The 24,434-nt window shown below is 61.2% G+C and carries 23 protein-coding genes; 11 read left to right on the top strand and 12 right to left on the bottom strand.

Annotated elements, in window-relative coordinates:
• Positions 1-658 precede the first annotated feature (658 nt).
• From ACUYMZ_RS01015 to ACUYMZ_RS01005, 3 genes are all read right to left on the bottom strand, one after another.
• On the bottom strand, positions 659-1,321 hold the full coding sequence (locus ACUYMZ_RS01015) for an SDR family oxidoreductase (protein WP_481601806.1): 663 nt from the start codon (positions 1,319-1,321) through the stop codon (positions 659-661).
• A gap of 187 nt (positions 1,322-1,508) precedes the next feature.
• Positions 1,509-2,126, bottom strand: coding sequence for a zinc-binding dehydrogenase (locus ACUYMZ_RS01010; protein WP_481601805.1), 618 nt, complete (start codon positions 2,124-2,126; stop codon positions 1,509-1,511).
• Positions 2,060-2,494 carry an alcohol dehydrogenase catalytic domain-containing protein gene (locus ACUYMZ_RS01005; RefSeq protein ID WP_481601804.1) on the bottom strand — a complete coding sequence of 145 codons (435 nt, stop codon included), beginning with the start codon at positions 2,492-2,494 and terminating at the stop codon, positions 2,060-2,062. Before ACUYMZ_RS01005 ends, ACUYMZ_RS01010 begins: the two co-directional genes overlap by 67 nt.
• 201 nt (positions 2,495-2,695) lie before the next feature.
• Here ACUYMZ_RS01005 and ACUYMZ_RS01000 point away from each other — a divergent pair, with 201 nt between their 5' ends.
• From ACUYMZ_RS01000 to ACUYMZ_RS00950, 11 genes are all read left to right on the top strand, one after another.
• A complete protein-coding gene (locus tag ACUYMZ_RS01000; RefSeq protein ID WP_481601803.1) occupies positions 2,696-3,544 on the top strand; it encodes an MBL fold metallo-hydrolase in 849 nt (282 codons plus the stop codon).
• 64 nt (positions 3,545-3,608) lie between these two features.
• Positions 3,609-4,364 (top strand): alpha/beta fold hydrolase, encoded by a 756-nt coding sequence (locus ACUYMZ_RS00995; protein ID WP_481601802.1) that lies wholly within the window; start codon positions 3,609-3,611, stop codon positions 4,362-4,364.
• A 2-nt stretch (positions 4,365-4,366) separates the two neighbouring features.
• Entirely contained in the window at positions 4,367-5,734 is a 1,368-nt protein-coding gene (locus ACUYMZ_RS00990) for an MFS transporter (protein ID WP_481601801.1), read from the top strand.
• Positions 5,735-5,736: 2 nt separating this feature from the next.
• Complete coding sequence (locus ACUYMZ_RS00985) at positions 5,737-6,192, top strand: nuclear transport factor 2 family protein (protein WP_481601800.1); 456 nt, start codon at positions 5,737-5,739, stop codon at positions 6,190-6,192.
• Positions 6,185-7,105, top strand: a complete 921-nt coding sequence (locus tag ACUYMZ_RS00980) for an alpha/beta hydrolase (protein WP_481601799.1) — start codon at positions 6,185-6,187, stop codon at positions 7,103-7,105. The genes ACUYMZ_RS00985 and ACUYMZ_RS00980 overlap by 8 nt, the downstream gene beginning before the upstream one ends.
• A 20-nt stretch (positions 7,106-7,125) precedes the next feature.
• Positions 7,126-7,746, top strand: coding sequence for a CGNR zinc finger domain-containing protein (locus ACUYMZ_RS00975; RefSeq protein WP_481601798.1), 621 nt, complete (start codon positions 7,126-7,128; stop codon positions 7,744-7,746).
• A 139-nt stretch (positions 7,747-7,885) separates the two neighbouring features.
• Complete coding sequence (locus ACUYMZ_RS00970) at positions 7,886-8,599, top strand: flavin reductase family protein (protein WP_481601797.1); 714 nt, start codon at positions 7,886-7,888, stop codon at positions 8,597-8,599.
• A 242-nt stretch (positions 8,600-8,841) separates the two neighbouring features.
• The gene (locus tag ACUYMZ_RS00965) at positions 8,842-9,747 is read left to right on the top strand and encodes an Abi family protein (protein WP_481601796.1); all 906 of its coding nucleotides are present in this window, start codon (positions 8,842-8,844) and stop codon (positions 9,745-9,747) included.
• A gap of 225 nt (positions 9,748-9,972) precedes the next feature.
• A complete protein-coding gene (locus ACUYMZ_RS00960; RefSeq protein ID WP_481601664.1) occupies positions 9,973-11,106 on the top strand; it encodes a tyrosine-type recombinase/integrase in 1,134 nt (377 codons plus the stop codon).
• Positions 11,099-11,452, top strand: coding sequence for a helix-turn-helix domain-containing protein (locus ACUYMZ_RS00955; RefSeq protein ID WP_144648897.1), 354 nt, complete (start codon positions 11,099-11,101; stop codon positions 11,450-11,452). Before ACUYMZ_RS00960 ends, ACUYMZ_RS00955 begins: the two co-directional genes overlap by 8 nt.
• Positions 11,453-11,831: 379 nt before the next feature.
• Complete coding sequence (locus ACUYMZ_RS00950) at positions 11,832-12,947, top strand: Fis family transcriptional regulator (protein WP_481601663.1); 1,116 nt, start codon at positions 11,832-11,834, stop codon at positions 12,945-12,947.
• A gap of 930 nt (positions 12,948-13,877) precedes the next feature.
• On the opposite strand, the gene ACUYMZ_RS00945 is transcribed toward ACUYMZ_RS00950, so the two are convergent.
• The 9 genes from ACUYMZ_RS00945 to ACUYMZ_RS00905 form a co-directional block, all read right to left on the bottom strand.
• Complete coding sequence (locus ACUYMZ_RS00945; protein ID WP_481601795.1) at positions 13,878-14,291, bottom strand: hypothetical protein; 414 nt, start codon at positions 14,289-14,291, stop codon at positions 13,878-13,880.
• 522 nt (positions 14,292-14,813) lie between these two features.
• Positions 14,814-15,026 carry a hypothetical protein gene (locus tag ACUYMZ_RS00940; protein ID WP_481601794.1) on the bottom strand — a complete coding sequence of 71 codons (213 nt, stop codon included), beginning with the start codon at positions 15,024-15,026 and terminating at the stop codon, positions 14,814-14,816.
• Positions 15,027-15,114: 88 nt separating this feature from the next.
• Positions 15,115-16,464 carry a flavin monoamine oxidase family protein gene (locus ACUYMZ_RS00935; protein WP_481601793.1) on the bottom strand — a complete coding sequence of 450 codons (1,350 nt, stop codon included), beginning with the start codon at positions 16,462-16,464 and terminating at the stop codon, positions 15,115-15,117.
• Between the two features lie 45 nt (positions 16,465-16,509).
• Entirely contained in the window at positions 16,510-17,991 is a 1,482-nt protein-coding gene (locus tag ACUYMZ_RS00930) for an aminotransferase class I/II-fold pyridoxal phosphate-dependent enzyme (RefSeq protein ID WP_481601792.1), read from the bottom strand.
• Between the two features lie 184 nt (positions 17,992-18,175).
• A complete protein-coding gene (locus tag ACUYMZ_RS00925) occupies positions 18,176-19,048 on the bottom strand; it encodes a MurR/RpiR family transcriptional regulator (RefSeq protein WP_481601791.1) in 873 nt (290 codons plus the stop codon).
• 215 nt (positions 19,049-19,263) lie between these two features.
• Positions 19,264-20,604, bottom strand: coding sequence for a M20 family metallopeptidase (locus tag ACUYMZ_RS00920; protein ID WP_481601790.1), 1,341 nt, complete (start codon positions 20,602-20,604; stop codon positions 19,264-19,266).
• A gap of 28 nt (positions 20,605-20,632) precedes the next feature.
• Positions 20,633-21,955 (bottom strand): type I glutamate--ammonia ligase, encoded by a 1,323-nt coding sequence (locus ACUYMZ_RS00915; RefSeq protein ID WP_481601789.1) that lies wholly within the window; start codon positions 21,953-21,955, stop codon positions 20,633-20,635.
• A complete protein-coding gene (locus tag ACUYMZ_RS00910; RefSeq protein ID WP_481601788.1) occupies positions 21,955-23,169 on the bottom strand; it encodes a M20 metallopeptidase family protein in 1,215 nt (404 codons plus the stop codon). The genes ACUYMZ_RS00915 and ACUYMZ_RS00910 overlap by 1 nt, the downstream gene beginning before the upstream one ends.
• Positions 23,166-24,299, bottom strand: a complete 1,134-nt coding sequence (locus tag ACUYMZ_RS00905; protein ID WP_481601787.1) for an amidohydrolase family protein — start codon at positions 24,297-24,299, stop codon at positions 23,166-23,168. Before ACUYMZ_RS00905 ends, ACUYMZ_RS00910 begins: the two co-directional genes overlap by 4 nt.
• Positions 24,300-24,434 lie beyond the last annotated feature (135 nt).

The raw sequence follows: 24,434 nt of genomic DNA, 5'->3' as shown, positions 1-24,434 counted from the left end.
CTTAGGAAGCGTGCTCATGACTCATGATATGGACAACTCGTGCTGGCCTCATGGTTGTTATTCCGCCTCAAGCGCCTCTTCCTCATACCGGCTGACCAACTAGCCACCGTAATCCAGGCTGCCCTGCAGCATCGACTTCTCGCAAAGCGACGGAAACCTTGACGCTAGGAGGCGCGTTCTCACCGGCCCATGCTGAAGCCTCAGCAAGGCTCACGGAATCAAGATTAAAAGCCGACACAGAATGACCGTCCACCAGGAAGACCCGAAAATCAGAGGTGGTCGATTCCCATACTGTGTCTCGCTCATCAACAAGCCGTGCCTTCATGCACTCAACCTACGACGCGGACTTCATGCGCCCGGAGCAGACGCCAACTCGTCCCACACCAACACGTCCCGCTGCCAGTTCCGGAACGGGCAGCCGACGCACCCCATTGAGAAGCGGCGGCTGCCATCGGACTTGTGGTGCGGAGTTGCTTACGCGGGATCCTCGCCCGCTGATCCGCTCTAGGGTGAGATGGTCTTCGAGATGGTGGACTGCGTCTGTTGGCGGGATCTCAGCACGACATATGTGCGCTTATCGGCGTTCGAGTAGGACGAGTTGATGCCCGTGGATGCCGCGGTCAACTCGCCCTGTCAGACTCTTGCTGCTTGGGTGCGGTCAGTTGCTTGGAGGACTCGCTTTGGTGGTGAGTTCCGGGTACAACGAGGTGAGTGGCTCGCTGAGTGCGTTGCGGATCCTTGAGCTCGCGTCGTCGGCGAGCACTTCGAAGTCGTCGGCTTCCAGGGCGTTGAGGGCAGCGGTGACGATTTCATTTGCGCTGGCTTTTGGTGCGTGGACGCCTGCTGTCATTGGGGTATCGACGTAACCCATATGGAGGGCGAGAACCTGCGTTCCTTGGGATTGCAATTCGAGGCGGAGGGAGTTTGTTGCCGACCAGAACGCAGCTTTCGCTGCGCTGTATCCGCCGCTCCAGGCGTACCAGCTGAGCAGGGACAAGACGTTGACGATGGCGCCGCCACCATTGGTCTTCAGATGCGGCGCGAAGTGTTGAGCCATAGCGACAGCCCCGAAAAAGTTGACGTCAAAGACTTCGCGCAGCCGGCTTGTGCTCACGGTGGAGATGGGCTCGTACTGCGGGATGCCGGCGTTGTTGACAAGGATGGTGGTGTCCGATGCTATTGCGGCTGCTTCGGCGATGGAATCTTCTTCGGTGACATCCAGATGTAACGGGACGATTCTGGCGTCGTCCCAGTCCACGCGGGAGCGGGTAGCTGCGTAGACCCTGGTTGCGCCGCGGGAGAAAGCACTTGTTGGACCCATTGGCGGCCAAGGCCGCCGCCGGCTCCGGTGATCAGGACGGTTGAGCCGTCAATGCCGGTCATGTTGTGCTCCTGTTTCGTTGCTCGTACGAAAGTGCACCGCTGCTGCTCCTGCGCAGCGGCGGGGGACTTTTGTTGCGCCCTCCCGGGTGAGCGGTTGGCGCGCGCTAGCGGAGGTGGCCAGGGTTCTATGCGTTGACGTCGACGACGATGCGGCCTTGAACTTTTCCTTGGAACATTTGCGGGATGATGCCGGGGACGTCCTTGAGGCTGATGGTGCTGGTCGTGCGTGCAAGTTTTTCCAGATCGAGGTCGTTCGCCAGCCGCGACCATGCCCGCAGGCGTATGTCGCGTGGCGCGTTTACGGAGTCGATGCCGGCCAGAGTGACGTTTCGGATGATGAAAGGCAGAACGGAGCCCGGCAGGTCTGTTCCTTGGGCGAGTCCGTTCGCAGTCACAACGCCGCGGTATTTGGTGTGGGCGAGCACATTGGCAAGGGTCTGTCCCCCGGCAGAGTCCACCCCACCGGCCCAGCGTTCGGCGGCGAGCGGGCTTCCCGGCTCGGAAAGAGCCTGGCGGTCGATGATTTCGGCGGCCCCCAGGTTATGAAGGTACGTGCTTTCCTCAGTCCGCCCGGTGGAAGCGATGACGCGGTACCCCAGGTCGGCGAGCAAGGCGATGGCTATGGATCCGACGCCGCCGTTGGCTCCGGTCACAAGAACGTCGCCCTTGTCAGGGGTTACACCACCATGTTCCAGGGCCAGTACCGACAACATGGCCGTGTAGCCTGCGGTGCCGATCGCCATAGCGTCTTTGGTCGTAAACGCTTCCGTAACTTGACGAGCCATTCGCCGCTCAGCCGTGCCTTCTGCGCGAAACCCCCATGGTGCGTTTGGCTGAGCCCCCAACTGTTGCCAACAACCCGGTCACCTGGCTCGATACCGGGGAACTCTGATGCCTCAACGACTCCGGCCAAGTCGATTCCGCCCACGAGGGGAAACCGGCGGATGATTTCGGATCGTCCGCTGAGCGCAAGTGCGTCTTTGTAATTGACGGTGGAGTAGTCGACCCGTACGGTCACATCTCCGGGCATGAGCTCTTCCTCCGACAGATCGACCAGATTGGTCGTGACTCCTATGCCGTTCTTGGTGGCCAACAGGGCTTTGAACGCCATGTGCTGTCTCCCTTCAAATCGTGGTGAAGATGCCTCCATCGGCCGCAGTTTTGTCCCCTGTCCCGAGAAACCGCTGCAACCCCTTGTGTAATAGGCATGACTTGTGTGACTATTACAGCATCAAGCGGTAAGAGGCATCAAAATGATGCTTATTACACACATTTGGAGGCGGTCGGCGTCGACCGGAATGGAGCTGCAGTTATGACGGATTTGTCCTATGAAGTACTGGTCCTGGACGGGACGCCGAGGGTCAGTGACCAGCGGCTGCCGTCCGGGGAGTCCATAGTGTCCTCGCCCTTGAGCGTCACCTTGATCAGCGGGGAACACGACGCCGTCCTGGTGGACGCCCCTTACACCTATGGCCAGGTCGAGCGGGTGCGTAACTGGGTTCGTGACTCCGGCAAGACCCTGCGCTACGTCTACATCACCCACGGTCATGGCGACCACTGGCTCGGGGCAGGCGAACTGTTGTCGGAATTTCCCGGGGTGACGGTATTTGCAACGGCAGGAACCATACGGGCTATGGAGGAGCAGGCCACCGTCGGACGTGAAACTCTGTGGGATGCGGTCTTCCCGGGGCTGGTGCCACCGTCACCGCTCCTGGCCGAGGAGGTTCCCGCGGCAGGGTTCACGCTGGAGAATCACTCTATGGTTCCCATTGAGTTGGGACACACTGACACTGACGACACGACGGCGCTGTGGGTCCCCGACATTGGTCTTGTGGTTGCCGGCGATGCGGTCTACAACGGTGTCCACCAGTATTTGATCGAAGCCACCGGAGAGGGCTTCGACTCCTGGTTGAATGCCTTGGACACCATCGAGGCACTGAACCCGAAATTTGTTGTCGCCGGGCATAAAGCACCAGGGGCCCCGGATGACCCCGGCACGATCGAGGAGACCCGGCAGTACCTCAAAGACGCCAAACGGCTGCTTTCCACGGTATCGGCTCCGGAAGAGTATTACGACGCGATCCTCCGCCTCTACCCTCACCGCATCAACCCCGGACCGGCCTGGTACGGGGCCGTGGGGATACTCAACGCCACGCGCTGAGCTACCTAATCGTCCCTCGAGGGGCAATCAAACCAGTTCGCATTGACAAAGGAGTCACCAGAACATGTCACAGCATCACCTTGAACCGGCACCACGAGTCGTTCTCGTGCACGGCTTCCTGGACGACCACACCGTCTGGAACGACGTCACCCAAGTGCTCGGTGACGAGGTCGACAGCCACGCAATCGACCTTCCGGGAGCCGGAACACGCAGCAACGACAAGGGACCGTTCACCCTGCGGTCCCTGGCCGAGGCAGTCATCCAGGAGATAGACGCCTCAACTACACCGGTGGTCCTCGTCGGCCACTCCATGGGTGCCCAGATCGTCGAGCTCGCGGCGGCAGAACGACCAAACCGGGTCGCCGGCCTCGTTCTCCTCACGCCGATCCCCCTTGCTGGAGTCCACCTCAATGGAGAGACCGCCGAATCGTTCCGTCGCCTGGGCGGTGACGCGGAGGCGCAGCGGCAGGGACGGCTGGGCGTCACCGTTTCCCTCACTCCGCACGCGTTGGAACGCCTGATCGCCTCCGGAACCGCACCCGCTCCCGCCGTCGTCGCCGAAGTTTTCGACGCCTGGAACGACGGCGATCCTGCCGGCCTGGACAGCTCCGGCTACAGCGGCCCGACCCTGGTGGTCAACGGCAAAGAAGACCCGTTCGTCACCGATCAGCTCCTGGCCAACGGCGTCCTTCACCGCTTTGAGCATCTCGCCACCGTCTGCGTCGACAAGGCCGGGCACCTTCCCCACTTAGAACAGCCAGTCGAAGTCGCAAATGCCGTTCAGAGTTTCGCGCAATCCTTTAGCCGTGTGGAGGCCTGACCATGTCCGAAACTTCACTCCACACGCCCGGCCTGACTATCCGAGGTCTTCTGGATACGGACAAGCTGGGTTCGCGGAGGATCGCCCTCATTCTGGTCGGTTTCCTCTGCGTCCTGTTGGATGGCATCGACATCGGCGTCTGGGGCTTCGTGTACCCGCACGTCATCGCCGACTGGGGGGTGCAGGTCCAGCAAGTGACCGTCGTGGCAACCGCTGGGTACGTTACCCTTGCTGTCGGCGCCCTGGTAGCCGGACCGCTTGCTGACCGGTTCGGCCGCAAGCCCACGCTCCTGACCAGCGTTGCACTGTTCGCAGTCTCCCTCCTGGTGGCCGGCACGGCCACGTCCTTTGAAACTATCGGAATCTGCCGTGCAATTGCTTGTGCCGGATTGGGTGCGGTAATGCCTACTGCCATCACCCTGGTGTCCGAGTACTTGCCGCAAAAACGCCGTGCCCTCCTCATCACGGCCGTGTTCTGCGGCTTCCCGCTCGGCCAAGCCGTCGTGGGGTACATGGCAGCATTCATCGTGCCCACTCTCGGATGGCCCTCATTGCTGATCGTCGGCGGTGTCGCCGGCCTGATCCTGCTCCCCCTCATCGCCTTGTTCCTGCCCGAATCCCTGACACTGCTGATGCGCAACCCCGCCAAACAGCCGCGCGCACAGCGAACCCTGCACAAGCTGGCCAACTCACTAAACCAGGACACGCCCGAAGCGGCACCGGTCGAGGCCGGAGGTGCTGAGACACTGGCTGTGGACGGCGGGATCAGAACAGTGCTGTCGCGGAAACTTATCCTCACCAGTACCGTCGTGTGGTTCGCCTACCTGGTCAACTGCACCGTCACCTACGTTCTCATCGGATACCTCCCCCTGATCATGGCCAAAATGGGCACCGGCGCAGAAGGTTCCGGACAGGTCATCGGCATGGCCGGCTGGGGCGGACTGATCGGATCCCTGCTCATCGGATACACCATGAGCAAATTCGGCCCCTACCGCGTCCTCATCACCGGACTGGCCCTCACGGCTGTTTCCATCGCGGTCGTCGCATTCGGCCAGTGGCAACTGGCCGCGCTCCTCATCCTCGGCCTGGTCTGGGGAATGCTCAACGGAGGATCCAACGGCGGCATGAACGCCTTCGCGTCCGAAGTTTTCCCGCCCCATGCACGGGCCACCGGTGTCTCATGGATGCACTCGGCAGGAAAACTCGGGGCTATCCTCTCCGGCCTGTTCGGAGGCCTCATGATCGCGGCAGGATGGGGCATCGGGGCCATCTTTATCGCCTTCGCCATCCCACTGTTCATCGCCGCCGCAGGATTCGCACTACTCGCCAGCACCCACCGCGGCGCACGTACCGCCAACGAAGGACACTGACCATGAACCATCCTGAACCCGCAGGCACCGCCGGGGACATCAAAACCACCGACATCACCGAAACCACCTGGACTGACGCATTCGAGGCCAAATCTGAAGACGCTTTCGGGGAGGCTTTCACCGAAGACGTCGTCTTGGAAGCCACGGCCCTCCTCAAACCCATCACCGGACGCGCCGACGTCCAAGCATCAATGGGAGCGGCCAGCAACTACTACACGGCCCTGAAGTTCACGCACGAAGCCACCAACGGCGAACGCACCTACATCGAATGGGAAGCAACCGGAGCCTCGGGAGTGAGCTTCTCCGGAGTAACAGTCCTGACACGCAACGAAGACGGACTGATCCGGCACATCTCCATCAGCCACAGGCCACTGGCCGCTGTCTTGGAGTTCTCTGCCGAAATGTATGAACGAACCAAAGGAAAAATCCAGGAAGGACACTTCCGTCCCCATGACTGAGCACCCTTCGCGCCACACACTCCACGAAGTTGGCTTCCCCGCCGATGGCGATATTCAACTAAGCGGAAACCTCTACATTCCCGTCACAGGCCAGGGTCCCTACCCTGCAGTGACGATGACTGTCGGATATGGAGGCGTCAAAGAACACGGCACGCTGCCATACGCAGAAGCCTTCGCTGATGCCGGGTTCGTAGTCCTACTGCATGACCACCGAGGATTCGGCCACAGCGGCGGAACCCCGCGCCAGGACATCCACCCCTGGCGGCAGATCGACGACTGGCGCCGCGCCGTCACCTACCTCCAAAACCGCGACGAGGTCGATGCCGAAAAGATCGGTCTCTGGGGCTCAAGCTATTCCGGCGGCCACGCCATCGTCATGGCAGCCACCGACCCCAGAATTAAGGCCGTCGTGGCGCAGGTACCAACCATCAGCGGTTACCAGCAAGGACTCCGTCGCATCCCCCCGGCAGCACTGGAGGCACTGGAGAAATCCTTTGCCGCTGACGAGCTGGCCCAGCTGCAGGGACAGGAACCACACCGCATCGCCTTGGTATCGGACGGATCAGTCCCCGCCGCCTACACTGACCCGGAGGCGATTTCGTTTTACCTCCAGCCACTGCCCGACGGCGCCTGGGAAAACAACGTCACGATCCGTTCCACCCGGGCAGCGCGCGCCTACGAACCCGGAACCTACATCCCACGGATATCCCCGACGCCCCTGATGATGGTCGTGGCAGACAATGACACCGTCACCCCTACGGACCTGGCACTGGAGGCGTACCAGCGGGCCCTGCCGCCGAAAGAACTCGTCCTCTTCCCGGGAGGACACTTTGACGGTTATCTGTCCGAGTTCCACACGACCTCCGGCGCTGCTCTGCGCTGGTTCCAGCAGCACCTTCAGCACCACGAGTAAAGTGTGAAGGAGTTGTCAGGATGCGCGAACGATACGGAAACCTTATGGAATGGCCAGCAACTGCCCGGTTCGGGCTAACGGTTGCCCCCGGAAACCTGGGCCTCGTCCAGGACTTCCTCAACACCATAGGCTCCGGAAAAACGACACCCCGCCCGGACCTGCTCGGAAGCCTCGAATCATCCCAACAGTGGGCCGCCTCCGTGATGGACCAATGGAAAGCCACTGACGACTTCGGATGGGCAAAAAAACTCCCGCAGCTCACCGAGCATGACCGGCAGCGCCTCCTGACACTCCGCTCACACCTCTTCCATGCCCTGTATCAAGAAGCCACAACACAGCCGGCGCCGGATGCCGCGCCCGCCATCGGCGAGTACCGCCCGACATTGACCGTGACAGCACACGGCATAGAGCTAAAACCCGACGGTGAAGGCTGGCGTTACTACGAAGAAGCAGTCCTGCTGCTGTGCCACCACGCCCAAACGGTCGACAGCCTGAAGCGGATGAAAAGCTGCAAGGCCCACGGCTGCGACGTGATCTTCTACGACCGATCCAACAACAACAGCGGAGTCTGGCACGACGTCAAACTCTGCGGCAACCGGGCCAACGTCCGAGCACACCGAGAGCGCATTACCTTGCACTAACCCTCCTGCAAGAACAACCTCATCGCACTACGGGTGGACCCGCCTCTGATTCGACCTGGTCCCGAACCAATACCTCACACTCCCCTGCTTGCTGTGCGCCCACACACAGGTAAGCCTGTTGCCTCAAAGGTTGAACAACATGATCATCAACACCGATACACTCAGCGAAGCGGCCGCCTACAAACTGCTCATCGGTTCAATACTTCCCCGCCCCATTGCTTGGGTCAGTACGCTCTCACACAATGGCGTAGCAAACGTTGCACCCATTTCCTTTTTCACTGCAGTAGGCCGCCGGCCTCCCAAGATCTCCCTCTCACTGCAACCACGAACGGACGGTGTCTCGCTCAAAGACACGTTCATCAACATCCGGGACACCCGAGAGTTCGTGGTCAACATGGCAACGCTGGCCGATTCCGACGCCGTCCACCGGTCCGCATACGAATACGAACCCGAGGAAGACGAGTTCGAAATCCTCGGTCTGGAAAAAGCCGCATCAGTGAGCATTGCCGTGCCGCGCATAGCAACCGCGCCCATCGCTTACGAGTGCCGACTGGACAGAATCATCCCAGTTAGCGACACAGAAAACGTCGTTTGGGGCGAGATCCTTCACTTCCACATCCGAGACGACCTGTACCTGGAGCGAGGACGCATTGACACCGGTGGTCTGTCTCCCATCGGTCGGCTCGCAGCCGAATATACTCACGTCGAGAACGCCTTCACAACACCACTCAACGCCCAAACCCTCACAGCAGCCGTCGGATCCAGAATGCGTCGGCTCGACCAACATGACACAGAATTCTCCCCCATCGACACAACACTCTGGTCACCCTCCGGCTCTACCCGACCGTCCTAGTCCTCGTGACGGAGACGGCCCTCTAGGACAGGGCCCGCAAAGTCCTGCCGATCCCCTAGGTTGACGAAAGTGCGCTTATTGGCGGAAGTCGGCGCGGGGGCGCAATGGGCTGGTCGTCCAGTCCGCTCTGGTCATTTTGGGGCTCAGGGCTGAAACCCGATATAGTTGAAGCACTACGACCGGTTCCGCCTACTTTGTTAGGTCCAGGGCCGGTCTTCATTTTCTCTGAGCAGGAGGCTCAGTTGGCCGTATCCGTCAAGGCCTACAAGACCTACGACGAGCAGGTCGACCTCCTTGCATCCCGAGGGATGCGTATCGGAGATAGGGACGCTGCGATCAAGCAGCTCCAACGCATCAACTACTACCGGCTAAGCGGCTACTGGTATTCGTTCCGACGCCAAGGAACCACGGTCCGCGAAGACAGGTTTTATCCCGGAACTACCTTCGGCGATGTCGTTAGCCTGTATACCTTCGATGCGAGTCTTCGAACGGCAACTTTCTCCGCTCTAACGCCGATCGAGCTGGCATTGCGAGCTCTTGTTGGGCATGCGTTGGGAACGATTGACGAGTGTGCGCATCTTAAGCCGTCACTTTTAGGTCCGCGTGCGTCCCAGGGGCCCTCCTATGCGACCTGGATGCAGCGCTATAAGAAAGCCATGGCCGATTCGAAGGAAGATTTCGTCAAGCACCACCATGCCAAGTATGGCGGGACGCTTCCAGTTTGGGCGGCGGTGGAGATTCTCGACTGGGGTGCTTTGACGTACCTGTACGGGTTCTCGCCTCGGCAGATCCAGGACGGCATAGCAGGCAAGTTTGGTTTGACCGCCCCGCAGCTGGAGTCTTGGATGAAATCGCTCAACGTGGTGAGAAATATCTGCGCTCACCACGGAAGACTTTTCAACAAAGTCCACGCGATCAAGCCAAAGCTGCCCTCCGTTGGTCAACTCCCTGCGCTGGACCAAGCTCGTTCGGAGATGAACCGAACCTTCGGACAGCTCACCCTTGTCCAGCACATGCTCCGAAGCCTGGACGTAGGGCGTTCCCAGCTTCTGCCTGCAGTTCTTCGCTCATACCCCCATGTAAAGTTGCTGCCTATCTCGCATATGGGAGCCCCACCTGACTGGGCAAACTCCACACTATGGACGTAGCAACCAGAACGTAGGTTGACGGAACGTGGATTATCGGCGCTTAAGTAGGACGAGTAGAAGTAGATGAGAGAACCCGTCCCATCCCGCTTTCTCGTGTTTTCGCAGGTCAGGTAGGCGTTGCAGTACTGAAGCGCCATGGGCTTGTCGCGAGTGAATGCGCGAGGCCGTGCGGCTCGGCGACGTAATCTCTCATTAGATGAGAGAATTTTGCGTACAGTTAGGTCGGTGAGCATCGAACCTGGGCGGATTCCGTCCTTTCTAACCAACGTGAATGTCGGGCTGCTGCGTGCCGAGGACCGCGTCTTTGAAGCGATGCTAGATGGCTGGCGGGCGCAGATGCTGGCACGCGGGCTGTCGACGTCGTATATCAAGAGCTCGTGCGGGACGGTCCAGCGGTTTCAGGAGCATGCGAATGAGTACCCGTGGACGTGGTCGGCGCATCACGTGGATGAGTTCCTGGCGGACCGGCGGAGCTCCGAGAAAGGTTTGGCGTTATCGACGCTGCGGGCTAATTCCGGGTCTATCAGGGCGTTCTGCTCATACCTGACTGATGGGCGCTACGGTTGGGCGGCGTTCTGCGAACGGGTTTTCTCGGACATCCCGGTGCAGGTCGTATTCGAGTGGAACTCGCCCCGGCATACAACGGATGATGCGATGCCGGCACGCCGCCGGGCGTTTACCAGGGCCGAGCTGCAGGCGTTCTTCGACGCCGCCGACGACTTGGTGGACACTGAGTTTGCCAAGGGATCCAAGCGCTGGCTTCCAGCCTTGAGGGACTCGACGGCGTTCAAGGTCGCTTACGCTTACGGGCTGCGGCGGCGTGAGCTGGCGATGCTCGAATATGTCGACTTCGGGCCCAACCCGCACGTTGAGTCTTTCGGCCGGTTCGGGGCGCTCCAGGTGCGCTGGGCCAAGGGAACCAGGGGCTCAGGCCCCCGCCGACGCACGGTTCTGACTGTCCCCGAATTCGATTGGGTCGTCGGGCTCCTTGAGTATTGGCTCTCCCCTGACGGCCGGAAACGTTTCCCCACCGCCGACCGGTCAGCCAGCCTGTGGCCCTCGGAACGCTCCGGCTCCACTGTTTTCCGCAATTTTGACCGCTCTTTCCAGCGGGTGAGGAAAATCGCCGGGCTCCCGGAGGAACTTTCCCTGCACACGTTGAGGCATTCGTACGTGACGCACCTGATCGAGGCCGGCTACGACCCGTTGTTTATCCAGCAGCAGGTCGGGCACAGCTACTCCTCGACCACGGCCCTCTATACTTCCGTGTCGGCGGACTTCAAACAGAAGACCATCCAGAGAATGATCGCCCAGCGGCTGCGCAGCGGCGGCACAAATGAGGGGAACGGCCATGGCTGAACAGCGACGGATTGGCTACCGCTGGAATCTTCGGCAGCTGATGGCCCAACGGAACCTCTGGAAGACCACCGAGCTTCTCCCCCTGCTGAAATCCCGGGGTATCAATCTTTCCAACGCCCAGGTCCACCGGCTCGTCACCGGAACGCCGGAACGCATTCCAGCCCAGACCTTCGCGGCGCTCTGCGACATCCTGGAATGCACGCCCAACGACCTCTTCGAACCCTACGTGCAGATGCGCGCCGCGAAGACCGCCAACGCCCCGAAGAAGCCAGAGGACCTTGGCATCGCCCCCGGTGCGCCGATCGCTCGACGGATCCGCGTGCTGCCACCGGATGAAGATGCCTAGGCCACGAAAAGCCGGAGACCCCGTCAGATGGCCTGAACCATGCGGACGCTGCGGTGAACACCATCAAATCGCGGTCCGCTGGCCGGACGGCGGAATCTGCGGTTACTGCTACCAGCAGGCCAAAAGAACCCGAGGCACCTGCGCCTGCGGTCACGAGGGTGTCCTGCCCGGCCGCGTCGACACGCTGCCGGCATGCCGAAGCTGCTCCGGAGTCCAGCTCAACATCGACTGCATCGGATGCGGGAACGAGGATGAACTCCACTCAGGGAACCGATGCTGGTCATGCATCCTCGCGGCCACCGTCGACAGGCTCCTCAGTCCACCGGATAACCAACCACCCTCCCCGGCGCTCCGGGCAGTCGCCACCGCCTTGAAATCCATGAAGCGGGCCAACAGTGGCATGACCTGGATCCAGCAACCGCACGTCACCGCTTTCCTCCAGCAACTGGCGGCCACGCCTGTGATCACCCACACCCACCTCGACGAACTACCGGCATCCCGCACGCGCGAATACGTCCGAGGACTACTCGTCGAACACCAGGCGCTGCCGCGCCGCGATGAACTCAGCGCAAGGTTTGCTGAATGGGCCGAGCAGGCACTCGAGCGGATCACCAGCCAGAACCATCGGGACATCATCCGGCGCTACATCCGCTGGCACCACCAGCGCCGGATGAACCAGATGGACGAGGTCACCCAAGGCACCTTCCTGCGGGCCAAACAATCAGTCACCGTCGGCATCGAACTGCTGAACTGGCTCACCGAACGAGACACTGAACTCGCAGCACTGACCCAAGCCCACCTGGACCGATGGCAGGCAGAAGGCCCAACGACACGGGGCATTGCCTCACGCTTCCTCGACTGGGCCACCAGAACCAGCCTTATCGATCCCTCATTGAAGCTGCAGCCCCACCGTCGCGGCACCAGCCCAAGACTCGATGCAGCCGCTCAAGCAGAGCTCGTCCGCGGCCTCAGCCACACGACCGACATGAGCCCGCGGGACCGAGCAGCGGCCATCCTCGTTCTGGTCTTTGGCCAACAGGTTTCCGACATCATCCAGCTGACGTGGCACGACGTCAAGGTGACAGAGGATCTGGTCACGGTCACCTTCGGAGCCGTCGAGATCGCACTCACCTCGCCGCTCGATGAGCCCTGGAGAGAACTCGCAGCCACCCCGACCCACGATCAAACAGCAGCGCACCCCAACAGCAACTGGGTGTTCCGCGGCGGCGCCCCCGGCCGGCATCTTCGCGCTTCAACCCTCACCCAGCGCCTCAGCGCCGCGTTCAGCAGCCGGGCCGCCAGACTCGGAACCCTACACGAGCTTACGAAAATCGCTCCGGTGGCCATCATCGCCGAAGCTCTCGGCTACGCCCCGGCCACGATCGATCGCCACGCACTGGCCTCTTCGGCCAACTACATGGAATACATCTCGTCGCTCCACGCACCAAGTTCAAGTCACGACAAACCATCGCTGCCTCTTCGCAGGGGCTACTAGGCCACGCATTGCGCCTATTCCGGCGAAGCGATCCATATCTCGCCATTAGAGAGAACGCGGGCGAGGCATTCGGCGATACGTACCGCATCCTCTTCTGTCGAACCAGGCACGAGCCTGATCCCAAGATGCGAGGCCGGAAGATCTGCACTTACCACTGCTCTTTCGACACTTGGGTCTTCATCGCAGGGGACTCAGCGAGTCATATCTGGGATGAATCGCACCTACATTCCAAGAGTCGTCCTCGCTGATGGAACGTTGAAACGACCCCGCTTGCGATCCAGCACAGCCCGCCAGAAGCAGGGCTAAAACTGGAGACAAGGACTTAGGAAGCGTGCTCATGACTCATGATATGGACAACTCGTGCTGGCCTCATGGTTGTTATTCCGCCTCAAGCGCCTCTTCCTCATACCGGCTGACCAACTAGCCACCGTAATCCAGGCTGCCCTGCAGCATCGACTTCTCGCAAAGCGACGGAAACCTTGACGCTAGGAGGCGCGTTCTCACCGGCCCATGCTGAAGCCTCAGCAAGGCTCACGGAATCAAGATTAAAAGCCGACACAGAATGACCGTCCACCAGGAAGACCCGAAAATCAGAGGTGGTCGATTCCCATACTGTGTCTCGCTCATCAACAAGCCGTGCCTTCATGCACTCAACCTACGACGCGGACTTCATGCGCCCGGAGCAGACGCCAACTCGTCCCACACCAACACGTCCCGCTGCCAGTTAAAACACGGGAGTAGAAGTGGCTGCGAGAACTCCCGTGCATCAACGAATCCGGCGTTTCTACAGGTCAGGCCGACTTTGCTGATTACGTAGATACTCGCGTCCTGGACGGTCTCTGGCGCCCGGATCCCTTACGACTCTAGGTTTCCTGCATCTAATGCATGTTTCCACGGTTATGGATGCCCAGGATGCCAAGGGCGCCTGACCTAAGGGCGCGAGCTGTAGATAATGAGGATGACCTGCAACTTGGTGACGTTAAGGATCAGCATGGTGACAGGTATCGAGATGAGAGCAAGGAGTGCCCAGAGAATCCCCGCGCCAATATGCGCCGGACTCCTTTGTGAGGTGCTCTTGTAGTCCTGATGGACCCGGATACGATTGCTTGTTCCCCAGGCGGCGATGCCGAGCGGAGAAAGGATCAGCCTCACGGCGAACGCTGCATCAGAGAACGGATCGTTCATCTGATACCAAGCCCCGGTAACGATCTTAGGAAAGAACCCGTTGACCACGGCCACAGACGCCACGCACGCGAGATAGCTCGCGCCCAAGGCCACGAGCGGCCAGCGTCGCAACACCGTCGCAATCCGTAGAGCCGTACCTGAAGCTGTACCCACTCCCATGGCCCCAAGTATTACATCCCATTCGGTCGCTACTCCCGGCCTTCAGATACCCGCGTTTGCCAGTTTGTCAGCCCCCTCGTTAGACAATGTAATCGCTCATCCAAGAGGTATGCCGACGGCATGCGCGCGACGGCGAGGCGGTGGTCCCAGTGACCGTCGATGCCGGCCGGTCCGTGGCGGAGTGATGCCGCCTTGGCTGCGGTAGGTTCGGAAAGGATTGCCTCGGTCAGGCCATCTCCTCACAACAGGACCCTGAACCAGTCCGTCAAGCCGAAGCCCGTAGTTTTTGTTTCACTTAGTAGTGAATGGTAGTAAAACGTAATAGAATTTTCATGTTGGGGGGCAGGGCATCAGGAGGCTTCTGAACATGAAACGCATACCGAGCCGGTCGCCGGAGGACTATCCCCCGTCGAACCGTGCGGATGGGCAGAAACTTCCGGCATCAGGGAACTGGCCAGTCCACTCCGCGGCCGTGGCTGGTCAATTTGAAACGAGTCTGTGGCCTGACTGTGAAGAGGCCTGCTAGGAGGCGGCGGGAGTGTCGTCCAGCCAGCGTTCCAGTGTTTCCCCGAAGGGGACTTCCGCGGCGGCTTCGACGATAAAGCTGCTGGATGAAGCGAGGGTGACTGTTATTCCGCAGCGGCGCTGGAGGGCGAATGGTATGACCATGGTGATGGCCCAGTTGATTGCTTCGTCGCGCTGAGCCCGGGTTTGAATGGTGAGTTCGATTTTCAAACGAACGCTCTTCCGTGCCGTTATGCGGGCATATTTGTATCAGGCGGGCCTGGAGGATCAGGCCCGCCTGACGCTTTACGTGTGGAGGTCAGGGATGTACTGCTGCTGCGGCTGCTTCTCCCATGCGGATGGCCCCGTCGATGTGGGTGTATCCGACGCCGGCGATGTCCGAGCAGGCGAAGTGAATGTGGCCGACGCTGCTCCTGATGTTGCCGCGGTACCTGGTCAGGCCGCCGATGTCGAAGCTGGTCCCGTACGCCCCGCGGGTGTAGACCTCGTTGACCCAGTCGCTTTCGTAGTAGACGGTGGGATTCAGTGCTGCGGGACCGAAGTATGCGGCAAAGGATTCCAGAATGGCCTGCTTGCGTTCAGCCGCTGACTTCTCGTACAGGCCATCGGCGACGTGGTCGGAGACGAATCCGACAAGTGTGCCCCCCTCGTAGCCATCGGGGGTGTTGTCGTAGGCCTCGTGAACTGTCTGGTACGGGCTGAATGCGGTTCCGGAGAGCCCCTGTGTGCGCCAGAAAGCCTCCGGGTAAAAGGCCTGGACCTTGATGACCTGGCCGCTGGAGAGGTGCTGGGCCATCTGCTGCTTGACCGAGGGCAGGGCTGGCTGGAAGTCGATCCGTGAGAGCAGGTGCGGTCCAAGGGCGATGATGACGTCCTTGGCTTGGACGGTAATGCCGTCAGCGGCGACCGTGACGATACCCGCGGCGGTGGTGATGCTGCGGACATCGGTGTTGAGGTGGATCCGGTCCGGTCCGATATTTTGTGCCAGGAGTGCAGGAACCTGGTGCATGCCGCCTTTGACGCGCTGATCCAGGATGAAGTCCGGATCGACCAGTTCATTGAACCCGCCGGCGCTGGCTGCCATCATGAGCGCCTGCAGGAGGGAAAAGGCGTAGGCGGGCTTGGTGAGCATGGCCCCGGCCACGAACAGGGCCACGTTGTCGCGGGCTTCGTCGTCGGTGGATTGCTGGGCCAGCCATGAGGCGAAGGAGATCGAGTCGTACTGGGCGGCGTTGGGGTGCTCCCACGGGCTTGCGGGGTCGATCTCATGGGAGAGGGCGTTGAGTACGTCAATAAGCCGGATGATTTCGGCTTCCGTTGCGGGACTGGTGGGGAAGATCTCCCCTTCATACTGGCGGTTTTCGCCGTCCGCATTGACGTAGACGTTCTTGCCTTCGCGGTAGCGGGAGTAGGTCTCAAGGCCAAGTTCCTTGAGCAGTGCGAGGAGCTTTTCCTGGTCCGGGGCGATCCACTGGCCACCGACTTCGACGAGGCATCCGTCATGGGTTTCACTGTGAACGCGGCCGCCGACGCGGTCACGGGCTTCAAGGACCACGACGTCGGCGCCCTTGGCAAGCAGGTTGGTGGCGGCAGTGAGGCCCGCCATTCCGGCGCCTATGATGACGACGTCGGTGGACAAGTTTTTCATGTGTGTTTTCCTTACAGTCTGGTAGTCAGTGGGTCGTGCTGGACATCAGGACTCGGTGCGGACCACGCGGTACGTTGCGCTGTCCCGGTCGACCGCTCCCCGGACGTACCCTCCTGGGCTTGCTGCGACCCTGGAGAGGAAATCCACTGTTTCTTGGGTGATTTCTTCTCCGGGAAGCAGGTTGGGGATCCCGGGCGGGTAGGCGGCTAGGGTGTCGGCGGAGATTCTGCCGACAGCCTCCCCAGCCGGAACGAGGTCATGCTCGTGCATGAAGGCATCTCTGGGGGAGATCAAGCGCCGGCCTGCGGCAGGAATCGGGATGCCGAGATCGGCGAGGTTCGTTGAGGCAAGTTCTCCTCCGCCAAGGGCTGATCGGGCGTGCTCAATGCTGTCGACGATGCGGGCGGCGTCGGGCGTCGCTCCTGCGCCGATCAGGGCCACGACCGAATTGTGCGTGGAGGCCTCGAAGTAGACACCATGTTCGTCAGCGACATATTCCTTCAGCTCATGGCCGGAAACGCCCGTGCCGGAGACATCGATGGCAACGTGCAGCGGGTCGTGGGTGAGGATGTCCGGGAAGTCATCGAAGGAGTCCTCGACGAGTTCCAGGTAAGCGGTCTCCCGGACAAGGCGGCGAAGCTTGTTCGCGGCTTGAACGGACGCTTCGATGTGGTGCTCGCCCGTGACCAGAAAATGCCGTGCGATGTCCAGCGATGCCAAGAGCCAAGTGTTCTCGGACGTGGACTGCGTCAGGCCGAACGCCCTGTTGATCAGGGGTTCGAGCTGGTCGGCGAAGGGGCCTTCGGCCAGGTGCAGCATCGCCGACTGGGTGAGACTGCCCCCCAGTTTGTGGGTGCTGGAAATGACGAGGTCAGCGCCCAGATTGATCGGGTTTTCCGGGATGGAGGATCCGAACCCGAAGTGAGCGCCCCAAGCACCATCGACCACGAGGGGAAGCCCGTGGGCATGCACAACGGCGGCAATCCGTTCAATGTCTGCTACGGCGCCGAAGTAGCTCGGACTGATGATGTACACCGCGACCGGCGGAATAGGGAGTTCCGCCAGCCGCTTTTCGACAGCTTCGGCCGAGACGCCGTGGGCGATGCCGCGCTTCAGGTCCAAGGAGGGCAGCACGAACTCGGGGGTGAGGCCAGAAAGGACCAGCCCGTCAACAAAGGAGCTGTGGGTGCTGCGCTGGGCAAGCAGGCCCTCGCCCAGTCCACGCAATGCCAGGGCCGTGATGCGGTTGCCCTGAGAGGCGCCATTGGTCAGGAACCATACCCTGCGGGCGTTCCATGCCTGCGCAGCCAGTTCCTTGGCCTGATCCAAGGGATTTTCGGATCCTTTGTCCAGGCCCGTCAGTAGCGGGGTGAAGTCCTTGTGGAAAGGCTTGGAACCGATGAACTGCTGAAGACGTTCGGGAACTCCGCCTCCTTCCGCTCCATGGCCGGGCACGATGACCCGGACGAGGTCTCGCTCGCTGAAGGCGTTGAGTGCGTCTGCGTAGGGTGTTTGGCTTTGCTTCATGTTCCATCCAGTGCCGGTCGGCGGCGTTGCCGAGGAGTTTGCTCCCTTTAGCGTAATGGATATTACATTTTATTCAACCGTTGCAAGAATGAATTTCCTGTTAGATTTCCTTGACGGTCATCTTGAGCCGCTTAAAAGGGGAAAGCCCGGCCTGACGGGGCCGGGCTTTCCTTGGATCGAGCAGCTAGAGGGCAGCTTCTTGTGCTTCGGCGGTAGCTTCTACGGCTTCGAGCCGGCTGCGGCCCCGCTCGCCAAGGCTGTCAGTGACTGCGGCGATGATCGCTTCGGTCAGCGCCGTTGCCGGCACCAGTGAATCAAAGGGCGACGGGGCCTCCACCCTGCAGGTCACCACGATGTCGGATGCCTTGGCGATGGGGGAAAGCCAGTTATCTGTCATGAGGGCAATGGTGGCGCCTCTTGCCCTCATGGCAGCAACGAACTGTGCAGTGACTTCGTCATACCGCCGGTAGTCGTAGGCGATCAGGATGGTGGACGGGCCGGCGTCGGCCACGGCGGCCAGCCGCGGCAGTTCGTCCCTGGGAATGAGCTGGATCCGTGGCCTGATCAGCTGCAGATGGCTCGCCAGATAGTCAGCCAGCAGCCGGCTGAACCTCCCACCGATGATGCGCACTTCCCTGGATTCGTCCGCCAGGAACCTGACGAGGCGGTCGAACTCCCAGTGCGATAGCTCACTGAAGGTCGCATCCAGGCTGGAATGAAAAACCTCCTTGGACCGGTCGAGGACGTTCTCGTCCGCAGAAGGTTCTTTCACGTCGTACTGCGCCAGCGGTGATCCCATGCCCTCGTTGATCTCGTGGACCAGTGCCTTTTGCAGCTCGGGAAATCCGGAGTACCCCAGACGTGTGGCAAACCTGATCACCGTCGGAGGGCTGACCCCGGCGTCGGCGGCCAGAGACGCCACCGTGGACAGGCCTGCTGCCGGGTATGAGGCGAGCAAAGCCCGGGCGACCTTCCGCTCCCCCTTGCTGAGCGAGTCCATGGACCCTGCGATGGTGCGTTTAAGGTTCCGTTCTGAGTGGATTTCTTCTACCTGCACAGCATGATCCTAACGCTCCGCGATTCATTTCTGATTCAACCATTACAGAAATTTATTCGTCCGTTTCTTTTTGGGATCTGGGGTTGAGACAGCGGCACGGTGCCGCTTCCCGGAGGAGGGTCAGGATCAGGCCAGCCAGGCTCCGCGGGTGGGGGTGGCAGTAGCAGGTTCCCTGGCCGCTTTCCGCGCGTGCCATCATGAGCAGGGCCTGCACCCTAGGGACCTTCTCCGGAGGCGACGCCGCAAAAGTCCATGGCGGCAAGAGCGTAGGTTTTCGCTGCGGTGACCAGTTGGTGCAGCGGCACGGATTCGTTTTCGGCGTGCGCTTTGGTGGCCATCCCGGGACCGTAGATGATTCCCGGGGACCCCTGCTGCTGCAGCCAGGTGACATCACACACCCCAAAGAATCCGCTTTGGACCGGTGCAGCATCGTCGTGTCCACCCATGGCCTCCCGGTGGGCGTTCAGGAACGTTGGAAGCAGCGCATGACCCGGGTCCAGGGTGTAGGGAGGCCATTCGAGTTTCCACTCAATGGTGGCTTGGTGCTCCCGCAGCCAGGGGTCCGAATCGCACGCGCGTTTGACGGTGCGGGTGATTTCATCCATGACTTCTTCGTTGCTGCGGCCTGGGTGATGCAGGGCGCAGTATTGGATGCTGGCCGTGTCGGCGAGGAAGAAGGGGACGTCGATGCCTTCCGGATTGGCTTTCATGACGCCGGGAAGGAGATTGAAGTGCCCCGGCGTGAAGAGCGGGTGCCGGTCGCGATAGGCCCATTCGTCTTCGAGGTTCCGCAGAGCTTTGTAGATGACCCATAGTTTGTCCACGGCGTTGACGCCGAGGCTCTGTCCGTCCAGTACGGGGTGCAGTGCGTGGCCGCGGAGACCTGCATGGGCGGTTTTGCCTTCGATGGTGACTGAGAACCACAGGAGTCCGGGGGCCGTGGGGGAAATGGTGGGTGGTCCGTCGTGCAGATTGGTTGGTTCGCAGACAACGGTGGCGTCTGCTTTGTAGCCGGCTTGCATGACAGCTGTTGTGCCGGCGAGGTGGTCGCCGGCTTCTTCTCCGACCACCGAGTGAAGGATCAGATCGCCCTTGAGCTTGATCCCGGCGTCGGCCAGTGCCTTAACGGCGTACGCGTGGGCAATGAGGCCGCTTTTCATGTCGGTCGCGCCTCGGCCGATGACTTCATGGTCGGTCAGTTGCCCGGTGAAGGGGGCAACTGACCACCTTCCAGAGGCCTCGGCGGGGACGACGTCGACGTGGCCGTTGAAAGCCAGGGAACGGCCTCCGCCTGATCCGTGGATGCGGCCGCAGGCGTTGGCCCGCCCGGGTTCCGCTTCAACCATTTCCACCTTGGCCCCGGCGCTGCGGTAGAGGTCGGCCATGAGCTCGCTCATGTCCCCTTCGCCGCCGACCAGTTTGTTGTAGTCCTGGCCGGGGTACTTGGGGTTGATGCTGCGGATTTTGATGGCGTCGGTGAGGGACGCCGCCATGGCAGGAGCGGCATCATCAAGGGCTCGCAGAACTGCTGACCGTTGGTCTGCTGTGGTGTTCATTTTCTTACCTCTCCGGTGTTGGCGTGACTTAGTACTTCCACAAGTGGAGCTCGATCTTCTCTTCCTTGGGAAGGTCGGCGAACTTTTCCTGTTCCTGGGCGTGAACGGCCACGAAAGAGTCAATGAGATCAGCGCCGAGGGCGTTTCGGACAACGGTGTTGGAACGCAGGAATTCCAGGCCAAGTTGTTGGGACGATGGCAGCTGCTCGATGCCCTTTTCGAGACGGTCCTGGACCGGAACCAGGGCCGGGTCAATTGCCACCGGTGGCTTCAGGGGGGTCTTGGCGGCGACGCCGTGCTGGGTGAGGGCCAGGATTGTTGCGACCACGAGGTAGGGGTTTGCGGAAGGATCGACAATTTTGACTTCACAGTTGGCCGAGCTGTCGCCGTATCCGGTGGTTCCCTTGATGAAGCGAAGGGCCGCCTCGCGGTTTTCCAGTCCCCAACAGGCCCATGCGCCTGACCACATGCCCGGGGCAAGCCGGTCGAAGCTCAGGACACTGGGGGCCAGCAAGGCAGTGACGGCGGGAAGGTTTTCCTGGAGGCCGGCAATCATGTGTGCGCCGGCCTGTCCCATGTTGTAGGGCAGGTCGCCGTTGCTGAAAACGTTGCCCTCGCTGGTGGCGGCTGAGAAGTGCAAGTGGGCCCCGTTGCCGATTCCGTTGGACACGGTGATGGGTGAGAACGAGACCAACAGACCGTGGCGCAGGGATACCCGGCGGGCGATCAACCGAACGAGGACGGAGGTATCTGCGGCCCGGACCGGAGAGGCCGGCGCGACCGAAAGTTCCACTTGGCCTTTGCCGTATTCGGGGTGGACCTGCTCTACTTTGACTCCAGCGTCCTGGAGGTCGTGAAGGAGCTCCAGGAGGAAGGCTTCCAGTTCGAGGAAGGCTGCCAGACCGTAGCCTGGTCCATTGTGGCCCAGCTGCAAGTCGTCGGCGGTCCTTTTGAACACGGTGAACTCGTACTCGAATGCCACGAGGTATTCGAAGCCGTTGTTTCGGGCTTCTTCATCCAGGCGCCGTGCCGCGGAGCGTTGACAGAAGGGCATCGGCGCGAGGTCCTGGTCCAGCTGGTCGGCCGGAGCCCAGCGCAGACCCGGTGCCAGCTGCGCTGCCGCTTCCAGATCCGGGACGAGCCTCATGTCCCCTACCGGGGAGGAATCGTTGATGACGGCGATGGAATCGTCAACGCAGATTGTTGCGAAGGCCGGAGAGAGGCCGATGCCCTTCTTCGCGACGGATTCCACCCGGCCGCCGGGCAGAAGTTTGGCGCGCGAGACGCCGGCGTTGTCCACGATGGTGGTAAGGAGATCAGTCTCTGGGACGCTGCGGTCGTGGTGGTTCATCAGGACTCTCTGTTCAGGCTAAGGAAGTCGTCGACTTCTTTGGGAATGGTCAGGTGTTGCTGGGCCGACGTAAATCCGGCCAGTAGCGCTTCTGCGACGTGTCCGATGGCTTCGTCGGCAGGAAGGAACTTCGCGTGGTGAAGTCCTGGTTCTCCGGGTGCCCCGGTGCCTACGCCGACGAACAGCATCGCGGAGGGAACGACCTCGCAGTAGTAGGCAAAGTCGTCAGCACCGCAGGATCTCAGCTCGGTGTCCAAGTCGTAGCCGAGTTCGTCAAGCAGCAGCTTGGTGCCGTGGATCAGATCGCGGTCATTGTCCAGGACAGGTTCTCCGTCCGAGATGCTGACCTGGGATGAGCAGCTGTAGCCCGCGCTGACGCTTTGGGTGACATCGACGAGCTGGGCCAGGATCTGCTGGCGCTGCTGGCTGGAGAAGGAACGCACTGTTCCGCGCAGGACCACCTCATCGGGAATGACATTCGCCGAAGAGCCGCCATGGACCGAGCCGATGCTCACAACAGCCGGGGTCATGGGATCGGCGCTACGGGAGACGATTTGTTGTAGGGCCCCGACCACTGCAGAGGCCGCCACGACCGGATCGTTGACCAGATGTGGATACGCGGCGTGACCGCCTTGGCCTGTGATGCGGATTTCGAATTCGTCGGCAGAGGCGTTGACAGGTCCTTCGGCTGCGGAGATGCTGCCTGCGGCCAGGCGTGGTTGGGTGTGCGCGCCGATGACGGCCCCGATGTTGGCCTCTGCCCATTGCGGTGCGGCCAGGAGGTCAACGGCACCGCACGGGTAAACCTCTTCGCGGGGTTGAAGCAGTGCCACGACCGGAAGTTCGGGCGCGGTATCGCGGAGTGTGAGGATGGCGGCGTATAGAGCCGCCATGTGCACATCATGGCCGCAGGCATGCATGGCTCCGTTGTCCGCGGCCCAGCTGACGCCGGTTTCCTCATTGATTGGCAAAGCATCCAGTTCTGCGCGCAACGCCACGGCCGGTCCGTTCCGGGGGCCGAACCGGAGGATGCGGCCATCGGCCACGGACGGTTCCCCGGGCATCCCGAGCAGGGCTGCCAGCCGCTCGGCTGTCTCTGCTTCTGTGCCGCCGATGCGGGGGTCGGCATGTATTTCCCGGCGCAGCTCCATGGCAGCGGGGAGGTGGCGCTGAAGTCGGGCTCGCAGTTCGTGGATGGGAGGAATCTGTGTCACAGGGAGTACACCCGTTCTGCGTTGCCGTGGGCAATCGCGTTGATATAACGTTCGGCATCGTTTCGCCCCATGGCGCCTTCGGCGACCCAGTCGCCGAAGATCCGGCCGATGGCCCGACGCCACAAAGCCACGTTGCACAGGTACAGTTCGGACAGGCCGTAGGCATCGGAGGAGAATAGGATCTTCCCAAAGGGGGCAAGTTCCAGTGATTCCCTGACTAAGGTGTCGGAGGCGAATCCGGTGAAGGCCATGGCCGCGCCGGTGTCCAGATACACATGGGGGTACACCTGCGCAAGGAAAGCTGCTTCGCGCTGGAACGGATAACAGTGCAGGAGCATGATGTCCGTGCCGCTGGTCCTGGTCCGACGAATAAATTCAGTCATCCGGGTCGGGTCGCAGCGGTAAAGGTTGATGTCGGAGTCACCGTACCCGACGTGGAACTGCAGGGGGCGCTGGCGGTCGACGGCCTCCCAAATGAGGTGGCGCATGAGCACCGGTTGCGAGAGTCGGCCCTTCCACGATCCTTCATCACGGGCCCGCAGCAGGCCGTCTACCGCTTCGCCAACCTCTGAGGTGCTTGGCCGATCGGGATCGAAGTCAAGCCCGTAGCGGTAGGCGATGATGGACTTGAATCCTTTGCCGTCGCGGGCGGCTTTATCGAGGCTTGTGGAGAGCTTGTTGTTGAAGTCCGTCACGGAGTTTGCCGTGGCAAGCAGTGTCTCTGCCAGTACCTCCAGGCGGGCAATCGTCTGCACCTGGGCTCCGCTTGCCGCTTCGATCTCGGCAAGGGTCAGCATGGAAGGGTGGGAGGCGCCGGTTTCGATGAGGTACCGGTCAATTCCGGTCCCCTGCAGGAGCCGCTTGTTGGCCTCCGGCGCCCCCAAACCACCCCGTGCTGCGACATAGTCGTCTGCTGAGGCGTGCGGCTCGAGTCCAAGCAGAGGGCCACACAAGGCGCGTACTGCCACGCCTACAGGCGAATCAAAGTTGCTGACACCATGCGGGGGCGGCCAGTCCGACTCCGACAGCAGCCCTTCAAGGTCACTGCGGTCCAGATCATTTCCCATCACGCTATGGCAATGGTGGTCCACCAAGGGAACCTTGGCAGCCAGTTCCAGTTCGTACGTCACGACCAGATCCTTACATTGAAATGTTTGTTACATATTTGATGAGCAAACCTACTGCCGAAATCAACTCTTCGCAAGGGGTTGCCCGCGGGCCCTCGCCAAGTTGTCCCACGCTTCAGCAGGGAAATCAGAGAATTA

The organism is Arthrobacter sp. T572 (assembly GCF_056780115.1).
The sequence above is the reverse complement of the archived record's forward strand: the minus strand, read 5'-3'. Positions and strand labels throughout refer to the sequence as shown.

Excerpts from the sequence above, each read along its gene's own strand:
- ACUYMZ_RS00995 (WP_481601802.1), top strand. The coding sequence starts at position 3,609 with ATGTCACAGCATCACCTTGAACCGGCACCACGAGTCGTTCTCGTGCAC.
- ACUYMZ_RS00970 (WP_481601797.1), top strand. The coding sequence starts at position 7,886 with ATGATCATCAACACCGATACACTCAGCGAAGCGGCCGCCTACAAACTG.
- ACUYMZ_RS01005 (WP_481601804.1), bottom strand. The coding sequence starts at position 2,494 with ATGGCGTTCAAAGCCCTGTTGGCCACCAAGAACGGCATAGGAGTCACG.
- ACUYMZ_RS00980 (WP_481601799.1), top strand. The coding sequence starts at position 6,185 with ATGACTGAGCACCCTTCGCGCCACACACTCCACGAAGTTGGCTTCCCC.
- ACUYMZ_RS00935 (WP_481601793.1), bottom strand. The coding sequence starts at position 16,464 with ATGAAAAACTTGTCCACCGACGTCGTCATCATAGGCGCCGGAATGGCG.
- ACUYMZ_RS00945 (WP_481601795.1), bottom strand. The coding sequence starts at position 14,291 with ATGGGAGTGGGTACAGCTTCAGGTACGGCTCTACGGATTGCGACGGTG.
- ACUYMZ_RS00950 (WP_481601663.1), top strand. The coding sequence starts at position 11,832 with ATGAAGCGGGCCAACAGTGGCATGACCTGGATCCAGCAACCGCACGTC.
- ACUYMZ_RS00920 (WP_481601790.1), bottom strand. The coding sequence starts at position 20,604 with ATGAACACCACAGCAGACCAACGGTCAGCAGTTCTGCGAGCCCTTGAT.
- ACUYMZ_RS00990 (WP_481601801.1), top strand. The coding sequence starts at position 4,367 with ATGTCCGAAACTTCACTCCACACGCCCGGCCTGACTATCCGAGGTCTT.
- ACUYMZ_RS00975 (WP_481601798.1), top strand. The coding sequence starts at position 7,126 with ATGCGCGAACGATACGGAAACCTTATGGAATGGCCAGCAACTGCCCGG.
- ACUYMZ_RS01010 (WP_481601805.1), bottom strand. The coding sequence starts at position 2,126 with ATGGCGATCGGCACCGCAGGCTACACGGCCATGTTGTCGGTACTGGCC.
- ACUYMZ_RS01015 (WP_481601806.1), bottom strand. The coding sequence starts at position 1,321 with ATGGGTCCAACAAGTGCTTTCTCCCGCGGCGCAACCAGGGTCTACGCA.
- ACUYMZ_RS01000 (WP_481601803.1), top strand. The coding sequence starts at position 2,696 with ATGACGGATTTGTCCTATGAAGTACTGGTCCTGGACGGGACGCCGAGG.
- ACUYMZ_RS00955 (WP_144648897.1), top strand. The coding sequence starts at position 11,099 with ATGGCTGAACAGCGACGGATTGGCTACCGCTGGAATCTTCGGCAGCTG.
- ACUYMZ_RS00915 (WP_481601789.1), bottom strand. The coding sequence starts at position 21,955 with ATGAACCACCACGACCGCAGCGTCCCAGAGACTGATCTCCTTACCACC.
- ACUYMZ_RS00930 (WP_481601792.1), bottom strand. The coding sequence starts at position 17,991 with ATGAAGCAAAGCCAAACACCCTACGCAGACGCACTCAACGCCTTCAGC.
- ACUYMZ_RS00985 (WP_481601800.1), top strand. The coding sequence starts at position 5,737 with ATGAACCATCCTGAACCCGCAGGCACCGCCGGGGACATCAAAACCACC.